This window comes from Streptomyces sp. NPDC046197, from assembly GCF_040646295.1.
Taxonomy (GTDB): domain Bacteria; phylum Actinomycetota; class Actinomycetes; order Streptomycetales; family Streptomycetaceae; genus Streptomyces.
Map to the genome: position 1 here is coordinate 13953 of NZ_JBEYZY010000046.1, position 10811 is coordinate 24763.

A 10811-nucleotide genomic window follows, 5' to 3' on the forward strand; every position below is an offset into this window, starting at 1 on the left:
GTACCCGTCACGCCACGATGTTCTCAAGCAGTGATGTATCCGCTCAACAATCCAATTCCGGCCATACCTATGGCAGTTGCCGTTAAATCGACTGCCCACTTCACCGCACGGAACTTCCGCTGCGCCAAGCCGGCGAACAACACCAGCCGCTCCGCCTCCGCCCGCGCAGGACGGCCAGAGCCCATCGCCGAGAACGTCGACACGAGTTCCTCGGCTCCGCCCTGTTCCGGGACAGGACCTACGAACACCCTGAATCCACCGCGCCGTGGCAGCACAGGGCGGATCGCGGACAGGGCAACGACGAGTGCCGCACCAAGAAGAGCCGCAGCACACGCCAGCGCAGCCACCGACAGCCAACTGGACCCCGGCACAGTCGACAGCGTCGCAGCGTCCACGGCCAGCAGACCGCCAGTCACGCCGCACAACGTCGTCGCCTTCGTGTCCGCCCGCTGCATCTCAACGAACATCTCCGCTGCCGCATCCCCAAGCCGCCGGCAACCCGTGCAGTCAGCTGGAGTGAACCCCCCGCCCATGTCAGCCACGTCGTTCCTCCATCGGGGCTTCGGTTCTGCATCGCTCGGTTTTGCTCCACACCGTGCAGGAATCACGTCGGGGCCTGGGCACACTGCAGTGCATCACGCATGCCGAACCCGTCACAGTCCGGCTGCGCCCATGCGTCAGGGGCACCGAGCCGGGCCCCTCGGCGTGGGTGCCTGCCCGGCCCTTGCAGATGATCTCCACGCGGGGATGCGCGGTGAGCCACGCGGCGAGCGGCCCCGCTCCATATCCGGGCAGGACATCAGTCGGACGATGGCGTTTACCGTCCGTGATCGCAGTGGCGTACGACTGTCCGTGCCGGCTGGCGAAATCATCCATACCCAGCATCCGTGGGGTGCTGGGCTGCGGATCTGGCAGCGACATGACCCGGCGCAGCAAGGTCAGCGTCTGCCCCGTCCCCCGTCCCACGTCGTCCTCCGGCCGTGGGCGGCTGTGCCTGACGCGAACGGTGGCCTTAGCTGTGCCGTGTCTGTGGCGCGCAGCGGACGGCACCCCAGCTCAAGGGACGAGGGCGCCGGCGGGCAGGGACAGGTCGAGCCGGGGCAGACGTCCGGCGTGCGCGCGCAGATGCCGGGCTTCGGCGACCATGACGGGGGCGAACACGCCGTCTTCGGGCGGGTGGGCCGTAAGACGGTGGTGGGCGCGGGCGCCGGCCAGCAGCGGGCGGGCCCAGGCAGGGACAGCGTGCAGAGGGCAGTGCCAATGGCCGACCCCGTGGAGCTTGATGGCGGAGACGTCGCCGGTGATGTCGAGGTCGCGGGTGAAGCGCAGGCTGCCCAGGCGGGCCCGAGTGAAGGCCAGCACGCTCAGCGCCCCGGCGATGAGCGGGTGCGCGAGAGCGGCCAGAGCGTCGGCCTCCTCGGACGCGATCCCGATGGCAGGGGCGGCCTGGACCAGCTGCGCCGTTGCCATCGCACTGGTACAAGGGTGAGCCGGCCGCCCGGGCCTCAGCGACGCCGCCCGAGTCTCCCGCGGCTGCTGGGAGGGTGACTGCCTCACAGCCACCGTCGCCGGTCCCGCCATCGGTGGAGCGGGAGGGAAGGACGAGCGCGCGGGTATCGGTCCCGGCTCGGCGAGGATTGCCTCGAACTGGTCCCGGCCGCTGATACGGCGCTCCACGCGGGCAAGTGCCGGTGGCAGTCCGCGCGGCGGCTTCTGCCACAGCAGGGTCAGCTGAGCTCCCGTCAACTCGCGCCAGGCGAGCAGTTGGTCGATGCGCCGGAGGGTCAGCAGATGGGCCCGGGGGACCACAACGTGCCGTACCCCCATCGCGACACCCCAGGCAGCCGCGGCGAGCCAGGCCGCGTTCACCGAGTCCAGCCACACATCGGGGGAGTGGGGCCCGGGGGCCAGCCGCTTGCCCAGCGCATACAGCATGTCGTGCGCCAGCGCGGCCGGGCTGGAGCTGGCCGGCGTCGGCTGCACGGTGATGCGGCCTTCCCCGGGCCGGTGGGCCTGCAGCGCCGCCCGGGTGTAGAACAGGTCGTCCTGCTCGTCCACCACGATCGTCACGTCGCTGTACACCAGTGCCACCACCCCCTCCCGGCCGCGCCCCGCCACACTGCCCCGGACCTGCCAGGCACCAGGCCGGTCCGTACGGCGCGCATGTTGGCGGCGGCCCGCGCTTGCCGGGCCGCCGCGCCTCGCGGCCGCTGCTACATGCCGCCCAGCTTGCTGTACACCCAGTTGACGAGGTCCTGGCTGACCTCGGTCAGGCCTTTCTTCTTCATGCCGTTGAGCATGTGCTTGGTGATGGTGGTCCAGTTGCGGAAGTTGCCGTGGGCCGCGGCCCGGTCGATGTTGCGGATCATCTGCGGGGCGACCTTGGCCCACAGGGAGTGGAACGCCGGCAGGGTGGCGACGACTTCGGCCTCGGGCATGCGCGTGAACTTCTGCCAGATGAAGATCCGTGACGCCAGCATCGGTTCACGCTTGAGGACCTTGTAGCAGTTGTCGCCGCCGGCGAAGATCACCGCGATGTCGGTGTTGCGGTCGTCCCACAGGTGGCGCCAGTACTCGAACGAGCTGCGGCCCATCCACTGGGCCTCGTCGCAGACCAGCACGCGGAATGTCTGTGACAGCGTCTCTTTCAGGAGGGTGTCGAATTCGATCGGCCGGGTCGGCGGTTCCCCGGGCAGCCCCAGGGCGTGGAACAGTCCGTGGCGGATGTCGCGGGGCGTCGGTCCCGAGCGCAGCTCCAGGCGGTAGGTGTTGTCGGGGGCGATCTTGCGCAGCGCCGAGTTCACCGACATCGTCTTGCCGTATCCGGCCGCTCCGTAGGCGACCATCATGGCCTTGGCGTCGATCGTCGCCTGGACGTCGTCCAGGGTCGTCATGAGCGTGTCGGTGGCCACCAGCTGCGCATCGAGGCGGTGGAAGTGGTCCTCGTCCTCTGCGGGGAGCTTGCCGTAGTCCATGTCGCCGTTCACGCGTTCTCCTCAGGGGTGTCGTTTTCCGGCTCGTCGGCGGCCGGTGGGATCGGGCGGGCCCAGCCGTCCGGGACGGGCTGGTGCGGGATGTAGCCGGGGTCGGCCCGCCGCAGGTCCGTGGCGTCCGATTCGGCAAGTTCTGCCTCGGCTTCCGCCTCGGTCAGCGCACCCAGACGCTCGGGTGGGGCGGCGGTGGTGACGGCCTCGAAGCGCTCGCGGCGAAGCCGTGCCGCGGCCTTCATGTCCGCGCGAAGCCGCCGCGCCTTGGCGGTGCGGGCTTTGCGGACCTTGCGGACCTGCTCCTCGCTGGCCGCCTCGGCCAGAACGGCGCTGCCCAGGTAGGCGCCGTCCAGGCCGAAGACCTCGATGGTCATGTCGTGGTGGGGCAGGTGGCGCACCGCTACGCGGACGCCGGCCTGGCCGACCATCCAGGGGGCGATGTAGTGGCGGTTGCGCCACCGCACGCCCTGCGTGGTGATGGTGCGGGTGCATCCGTCGTCCTCGAGCCCGAAATGGGCCAGTTGTTCGGCGGCAACGTCGTGCAGGGGAGTGGGGTCGCAGCGCCACGTCTCCATCGGGGTGCGGCCGCCCAGCCCCTTGGGCTGGTGCTCGGTGTTCCACCAGTGCACCCACTTCAGCAGCAGTTCCACGAACGCCTCGAAGGTGAGTGCGGGCTCGTCCGGATCCGCGGTGTGTCCGCCGGTGAGCGTCTGGCGGTGCATGTAGCGCGGCATGGAGACGAACAGCATGTCCTCGACCGCGCCGTTGAGCGCCTCGATGGTGCCCTTCAGATGCGGGCTGTAGGCCGGGAGATCGATGACGGGCACGGCGAAGGCGCCCAGGGCCGAGGCCACGGTGGCACACAGGAACTCTTTGCCGCGGTCCACCCGGATCAGGCCCGGCAGGCCGCCGGCCGGGCCGAAGGGCTCGGCACGGTCCAGGGCCATCCGCAGGGCCGCCAGGACCGCATCTGCGCTGGGTGCGTGGGGTGTCACGGCCACGCCCGTGATGACTTTGGTGTGGCAGTCGATGAACCAAGTCACCCAGGGCTGCACGAGTTGGTCATCGAGCAACACCCGCACGGGCACACACTTGTGGTCGCCTTCCCAGGCGGCGTTGCGGTGCGTGGGAGGGCGCTGTGCGAACACATCGAAGGCCCGCCGGGCGGCCTCCCCCTTGGCGAGCCCGGCCCGCTCCCCGGGCGTCAGGTCCCGGCGCAGCGCCCGGTGGATCGTCGACAGCGACGGGGCCGCAGGCAGCCGGGGGTCGGCCAGGGCCCGCTGCTTAAGCTCGCGGTGCACGGCGGAGGCGTTGCCTCCCCACAGCACCAGCAGCCGCCGGATCTCCGGGGTGACGCTGAACCGTGTCCGGGACGCCGCGTCGACGTGGCCGGTGGCGCGCGCCTTGGCGACCCACCGCCACACCGCCCGCTCCGACCGGCCCACGGCCGTGGCGACCAGGCGCACGTGCGCTCTGGTCAGCTCGCCGCTCTGGTCCAGCGACAGCAGCCGCGGCAGCGCGGCCAGCCGCCCCGAGCGGGCGGTGAAAACCGGTTTGCCGGCACCCTGCGTGCTGGCAGAAGAGTCACTCATGCGGTCTGCTCCTTACATGGATACGAATCGTGGAAAGGCTCAGAAGTGCCGTGCTTGCCCGGGGGTTGGCGTGCCCGGGTAGGACGGCGCGGGCGATTCCCGGCCGCTGTCAGGGCCGTGGCGCGGCGTCATGCCAGGGGAGGCGGGCACGGCGGAGCCGTAAGCCCGCGTCGAGTGCGAGCGTCGGCAATTTCGCTGGGAAGGGGGCGTGCTCCTCGACGGCCCGGCTGCTCGCAGGAGCACTCTTGCGCCGGGTTACCGGGGAGGGCCCGGCACCGGCCGGTCCTGCTGCGGCGCCGTCGGGTGGAAGGCCGCGGTCGATGCTGAGCCGAGTGCTTGTCAGCGCTGGCCACAGGCATGCAGGGGCGACCTGATGCGCCGGGAAGGAAGTGCCGGGCCCGCCGGTCACCGGAAGAGGAGCCACCGGTGCCCGATGAGGCTGCCCGGGGACCGGAAGATGGGCTCCTTGGTGACTTTGGTGGCCGGCCCGGTACTGCTCAGGTGTGTTCCAGCAGGCGCTGGATCCCGTCGTGGATGAGTGCGGTGCGTTTTTGCGGTGTGAGCCAGGTGGCCGTTGAACCCTGGGCGGTCTTGTCGACGAGCAGGACGTCGTCGACGGCCTCGGCCACCGGGAACAGGTGGCTGATGACGGTGACCATCTTGTCCCGGGTCATGCTGCTGCGCAGGACGGCGAGGGTGTCGTCCAGGCGGTTGTTGTCCAGCGAGCCGAAGCCTTCGTCCAGGAACAGGCTTTCCAGCTTGCTGTGGCTGCGGTTGTGGCGTTCGACGAGCGCCAGTGCCAGCGCGAGGGAGGTCTGGAAGGTTTCGCCGCCGGAGAGGGTTTGCGGGTCGCGCGCGTGATTGGTGGCGAGGTCAACGATCTGGAATTCCTTGGTGAATGCGTAGTTGCCCGTGGAGATCTGCTGGAGGATCCTGCTGCCGTGGCTGAGCAGTGAATGGGTGCGCTGATCGGTGAGATAGGTGAGGAACCTCCCGTCGGTGAGCTGGTCGCTCACGCTCTTCCACTCCGCGGCCTGCCGGCGGGCAGCTTCGAGGGCGGTGTCCAGCGCGTCGGCGTAGGGGATTTGGGACCGTGCTGTGCGCAGGTCCGTCTTGGCGTTGTCGTGAGCGGCTTCCGCTTGGATTGTCTTGCGGCTGAGCGGGTCGAGAACGGCGGGGGCGAGCAGGTCGCTCTTCTCAGGCACCGAGAAGTCGGGGTCCTGGTCCGTCTCATCGGCGGTGGCGCCGGCTTGGCTGATCAGCTCCTTCTCGAATGCTCGGACCTCGTCGGCGGCGTGCTGCGCGGCCTGCCCGAGCGCGCCGGTCAGACGCTGATGCAGCGAGGCGAGGGCCATGCAGTAGGTGTCGACGGCGGCCAGGTCGCCTGCGTCCGGAACGGGAGGCAGGTCGGGGGGGTCCTCGTCCTCGAGAAGGCCTGCGGCATCGGTGGCCGTGTCCGCCCAGCGCTCCAGCTGCTTGATGAGATTGCGTGCGGGGGTCTCGACCGTGCGCCGGCGGCGCGCGTCCAGGGCCTGCAGGCTTTCACTGTGCAGCGTGAGGGCCTGCCTGGCGTCGTCACGCTCCTGTGTCCTCTGCTCGAGCCGTTCGAGCCGCTGGCCGGCTGCCTCTTTAGCGGAAGCGATGTCCTGCAGGGAGGGCAGTTCTGACGGGGAGGACTGGGCGGGGCGGACGGAGGGCGGCAGTTCGCCGACCTCCTTCAGCAGACCCGCCAGCTCGGTCTCGTACTGCAGCTGGTTCTTGTCCAGCCGTTTGCGTTCACGCTGCAAGCGGCCGCGCTGGCGTTTGAGTTCGGTCCGGGCTGCCTCATGCTCGGCCTGCGCCGCCCCCAGCTCCGCCTGGGCGCTCGTGTGTGCCGCGAGCGTCTCACCTTCCACCTCGCGCAGCGGCTGGACAAGTGCTTTGACCACACGGGTGATCTGCGCCCGGCCTACTGGGTCACCCTCGGCAAGGGCACGCGCCTGAGCCCTCGCCTGCCCGCCCAGCGTGTCCACGGCGGTGGCCGTGGCAGGAGCACCGGCCGGGTGCATCGCATCCACCAGCTCCTGCACCTGGAGCAGCGCCGCGTCCATGCGCTCGCGCGCGGCCAGGTGTCCGCGGCGGTGCTTGTCGACCTTCCGCTCGGCCCCCTTCAGCTGGGCGGCCGCCTCCGCCTTGGCCTCCACCGCCGCTTCGACGGCCTTCGAGCGCGTGGTGACCTTGCCTTTGGCCTGAGTAAGCGCCTTGCGGTCCAACAGCGGCGGGGGAGTGAAGTCGCTGGTGATGGGCCGGGTGCACACCGTGCAGGCGTCCCCGGGCGCCAGACCGGAACCTGCCGCGTGAGCCGCCTCCCCGCGCTGTAGCGCAGCGAGGACGTCCTGGGTTGCCTCCAGAGCGCCGCGCCGCTCCTTTAGCTCGCTCTCCAGGCCGGCGCAGTGGCCGCGCTGTTCCTCCACCGTTTCCAGTGCCATGCGTTGTGCCTGCAGATGCCCGGCCGCGGCGTTGGCCTCCTGCAGTGCCGCCCGGACGGCCTCCTGGACCCGGTCGGTGTGCGTGCGTGCCTCGCTCACCATGCGCTCGGCCCGGCCGGCGGCCTCGACGAGGGCCGCCTTGCGCTGCTCGTGCCCTTCCAGTTCCTGCCGTGCCTGCGTGTGCTCCTGTTCGTGCTCGCTGTGCTGAAGCTGCTCCTGCTTCAGCCGCTGTTCGACGGCGTCCAGGCCGGCTGTACGCTCGGGCAGGCGGGACAGGACGGCGGATGCGCTGGACAGGGATCGGAGCGTGTCACCGGCCTGTGCGGCCGTATCCAGGGCGCCCTGCGCCGCATCCAGCTTCGCGTTCAGCTCGCGCCCGGCTTTCTCCTGTTCTGCTGCCTCGGCATCGAGTTCCCTCTTCTTCCGGGCCAGCGCAGCCATCGTGATGCTCGCATCCGCAACAGCACGCTCACGCAGCAGCCGTGCCGCTTTGTCCAGGCCCGTCTTGCGGTGCTTGTGCTCGATGGCCCGGCTCTGGGCCGTGCGCAGCGCATCCAGTCGCTCGCGGCGGCGGGTCGCGATACCCCGGGTGCGTTCCAGGTCCAGCGTCGCCTGGGAAGCGGCAGCATGAGGATCCGGCAGGAGACGCAGTCGGGCCCTGGTGGCCTCGGTGATCTGTGTATTGAGGCGCTCCAGTCGCGCGCCGGCCAATTTGCGTACACGCTCGAGCTCGTTGATGCCGAAGATGTGCCGCAAGATGTCGGCACGGATGGCCCCGGGGGCCTTGAGGAGGGTGTCGAACTTCCCCTAGCGCAGCAGGACCGTGCTGACAAAGCCCTCCCAGTCCAGCCCGATGATCCGGGTCACCGCCTGCGTCACCGCACGCATGTCGTTGACCCGCATGTCGGCGGCATCTTCGGCCAGGGGCTCGAGCACGGCCTGCGGCCTCTTCTTGTTGTCCGCATGCAGGGTGCGGCGCACACTCCACTCGCGGCCGTTCGCCGAGAACTCGAACGCTACATGCATGCTGGGGCATCCCTTGCCGATCAGCTCGTAGGCGACCTTGGGGTCCTTGGACCACGAGCACGCCCCATACAGGACGAAGATGATCGATTCGAGGATGGTGGACTTGCCCACGCCGGTGTTGCCCAGGATGGCGAGCAGACGCTTGTCGGTGAAGTCGATGCTGCAGGTGCCGGCGTAGCTGCGCACTCCCGTAAGGGTGAGCCGCAAGGGCCTCACGACGCCTCCATCCAGGGGTTTTCCAGCGCGGCGCGCAGCAGTTCCTCGGCCGGGACCGGGGTCAGTGTCTCGTCGTCGAGTTCGTTGAGCAGGTGGAGGAAGGCGGTGACAGTGGACTCCGCGGCATCTGCGTCCAGTCCCTCACGCGCCAGGTAGGCCCGGAACGCGTCGGGGAGTTCCGGCTCATCACCCGGGTCGCTGTCCAGGACGGCGCCGGCGGCTGCCTCCCGTGCCGGGGTGGGGTTGACGAGGATCGCGTTCGGGACGATCTCGGCGATCTTCTGGCTGAGGAGCCCGTCGGGCTCTTCGCCGGCGATCTCCGCTTTGAGGAAGGTCCCGTCGTACTGGGCGGCCGCGGCCTTCAACTCCTCGAGGGTCCCGGGGAAGTGGGCCAGCCGTCGGCCGCTGGAGAGCCGGCGGGGCAGCGCCCTTACCGGTCGTCCTGGGTCGGCGTCGACGATTACGACGCTCTTGGTTTCGTTGGCTTCACCGAAGTCCATGGGGAGCGGACTGCCCGCGTAGCGGGCGAACTTCAGGCCCTCTACCGTCTGCGGGCGGTGGATGTGTCCGAGGGCGGCGTACGACACCACCGGAAGGTCCTCGGGAGGGGTCTCGAAGGACTCGTCCACGGCCCGTTCGCTTTTGGAGGTCCTGGCGCCGGCGACGAGCACATGGGCCGTGAACACCAGGATGTCCCGCTCGGGGTCGTATCCCTCGTGCAAGGCATCCAGGAGCTCGCCCTGCAGGCCGCGCATCGCCTCGGCGTAGTCGGCATACGACGGGCCGGAGGTGGAAGAGCGCTGCCAGAACCGGTTCGGGTGCACGAACGGCAGGACAGCCAGCCGGATTCGCTGCTCACCGCCGCACGCCTCGAAGGTCATCACGCCCCCGTCATGTGCCGGGCGGAGCTGGTCGACGAAGAACAGGCCCCGGCCGCAGGAGGGACCGCTCATGAAGTTGAGGAACTCTAAGTAGTGGGGGGAGTCGTGGTTGCCGGCCACGACCACGGTGGGGGCGATGGCGGCGAGTTCGCGCAGGGTGCGCATGGCGCGGAACAGGTCCCGGACGGTGGGACGGGAGGAGTGGAACAGATCGCCGCTGTGGACGATCAGGTCCGGCTGGTTCTCCTGGGCGATTGCCACGATCTCGGCCAAGACGGCGTCGAAGTCCTCTTCACGTGGATGGCCGTGCAGGAGGTGGCCCAAATGCCAGTCGGAGGTGTGGAGCAGTCTGCTCATGCCTTCATGCGCCCTTCTGGAAGCGAGGCGTAGGAGGGCACCGGTGGTGCCTTATGAGCCCGGGACTGTACATCAAAATCCCTGGAGTAAAACTGGACTTCCCGAGTAGTCGTCGGCGTCCGGTATGGACGAGTGCCTGATCGCTCTCGAGAAGCGCATGCAGCAGCTGCAGGAGGCGCTCCGGTAGGCGCTCGCGCAACACGATACTTTCCAAGTGCGCGGCCTGTATGCGGATTTGACACGCACTCGATGCGCCTGGAAGGTTCTGTGCGGGCTCGGTGATGTCCCGGACGCGGCCCAACTGACGCCCGCGTTGATGGTCGCCGAGCCCTACCCGGGCGAACCCAATAGGCGACCAGATCCACCAGGTGTCGGTCTTCGCGATTGCCTGGAGTAAAACTGGGAGTCCCGAGTGACTGCTAGCATGCGGGCATGGATGAGCATCTGGTCGCTCTCGAGAAGCGCATGCAGCAGCTGCAAGAGGCGCTCCGGCAGGCGCTCACGCAACACGACAACTCCCAAGTGAAGGTTCTGGGCGAGGAGTTGACCCGCACTCGGCACGCGTGGAACGTTCTGTGCGGGCTCAGTGAGGTCCCGGACACGGCCCAGCCAGAGGTCCAGCCAGAGGCCCGGCCGGAGCCCGCGCAGACGGTCACCGAGTCCAACCAGGGCGTGCCCGTACGCGACCAGGTCCACCAGGCGCTGGCCCTCCTCACCGTCCCCGCCTCGCCGAAACTGCTCAGCCAGGTCCACCAGGCGTTCTTCTCCAGCCCGCTGAACACCGCACGTCTGACCACCCTGCGCCGCGACGAGGAACGCTCCTTCCGCTCCGCCCCCTACGGCCGCGCCTATTACATCTGCCCCGCGCTGACCTCCGATCTGCTCTCACCGGCCCGCGGGTTGCTCGCCCTGAGCACCTGGCCACTGGAACAGCGCCTGGTGGGACCGCTCACCCAGCGCGTCCACTTCCTCACCTCGGCCCTGCGGCTCGCGGACGCCGCCGAACACCTCGCCGACGAGAAGGGGATGCCGCAGCCCGTCCAGCAGCTCCTGCTGCACTACAGCCGCAACATCCACGGCGACACCCCCCGGGGCCCGCTCGACCTTGACGCGCTGCGCCGGGCCGCCGCAGCGGAACTGGAGATCCACGCCGACGACGACGCCGACACCCGAGCCGAAGCGGCGCACCGCGCACGCGAGCAACTCGACGACGTGGAACAGATCTTCGGCAATATCCTGCGCGACACCGCCCGCGTCCGCCGCACTTCGTAAACCCGCCCCTGC

The 10811-nt window shown here is 69.3% G+C and carries 8 protein-coding genes; 1 reads left to right on the forward strand and 7 read right to left on the reverse strand.

Annotated features, from left to right (window positions below):
• Positions 1–23: 23 nt before the first annotated feature.
• From AB0A61_RS36435 to AB0A61_RS36465, 7 genes are all read right to left on the reverse strand, one after another.
• The gene (locus tag AB0A61_RS36435; RefSeq protein ID WP_361302415.1) at positions 24–467 is read right to left on the reverse strand and encodes a Pycsar system effector family protein; all 444 of its coding nucleotides are present in this window, start codon (positions 465–467) and stop codon (positions 24–26) included.
• A 589-nt stretch (positions 468–1056) separates the two neighbouring features.
• Positions 1057–2091, reverse strand: coding sequence for a hypothetical protein (locus AB0A61_RS36440; protein ID WP_361302418.1), 1035 nt, complete (start codon positions 2089–2091; stop codon positions 1057–1059).
• Positions 2092–2213: 122 nt separating this feature from the next.
• Positions 2214–2987, reverse strand: coding sequence for an ATP-binding protein (locus AB0A61_RS36445; RefSeq protein WP_361302420.1), 774 nt, complete (start codon positions 2985–2987; stop codon positions 2214–2216).
• On the reverse strand, positions 2984–4579 hold the full coding sequence (locus tag AB0A61_RS36450) for a Mu transposase C-terminal domain-containing protein (protein ID WP_361302423.1): 1596 nt from the start codon (positions 4577–4579) through the stop codon (positions 2984–2986). The genes AB0A61_RS36445 and AB0A61_RS36450 overlap by 4 nt, the downstream gene beginning before the upstream one ends.
• Before the next feature lie 497 nt (positions 4580–5076).
• Positions 5077–7803, reverse strand: coding sequence for an SbcC/MukB-like Walker B domain-containing protein (locus AB0A61_RS36455; protein WP_361302426.1), 2727 nt, complete (start codon positions 7801–7803; stop codon positions 5077–5079).
• A gap of 51 nt (positions 7804–7854) precedes the next feature.
• Entirely contained in the window at positions 7855–8289 is a 435-nt protein-coding gene (locus AB0A61_RS36460) for an SMC family ATPase (RefSeq protein ID WP_361302429.1), read from the reverse strand.
• Entirely contained in the window at positions 8286–9527 is a 1242-nt protein-coding gene (locus AB0A61_RS36465; protein ID WP_361302432.1) for an exonuclease SbcCD subunit D, read from the reverse strand. The genes AB0A61_RS36460 and AB0A61_RS36465 overlap by 4 nt, the downstream gene beginning before the upstream one ends.
• A 432-nt stretch (positions 9528–9959) precedes the next feature.
• On the opposite strand from AB0A61_RS36465, the gene AB0A61_RS36470 reads away from it, so the two are divergent.
• Complete coding sequence (locus AB0A61_RS36470; RefSeq protein ID WP_361302435.1) at positions 9960–10799, forward strand: hypothetical protein; 840 nt, start codon at positions 9960–9962, stop codon at positions 10797–10799.
• The last annotated feature ends 12 nt before the right edge of the window (positions 10800–10811 follow it).

Excerpts from the sequence above, each read along its gene's own strand:
- AB0A61_RS36435 (WP_361302415.1), bottom strand. The coding sequence starts at position 467 with ATGTTCGTTGAGATGCAGCGGGCGGACACGAAGGCGACGACGTTGTGC.
- AB0A61_RS36450 (WP_361302423.1), bottom strand. The coding sequence starts at position 4,579 with ATGAGTGACTCTTCTGCCAGCACGCAGGGTGCCGGCAAACCGGTTTTC.
- AB0A61_RS36465 (WP_361302432.1), bottom strand. The coding sequence starts at position 9,527 with ATGAGCAGACTGCTCCACACCTCCGACTGGCATTTGGGCCACCTCCTG.
- AB0A61_RS36470 (WP_361302435.1), top strand. The coding sequence starts at position 9,960 with ATGGATGAGCATCTGGTCGCTCTCGAGAAGCGCATGCAGCAGCTGCAA.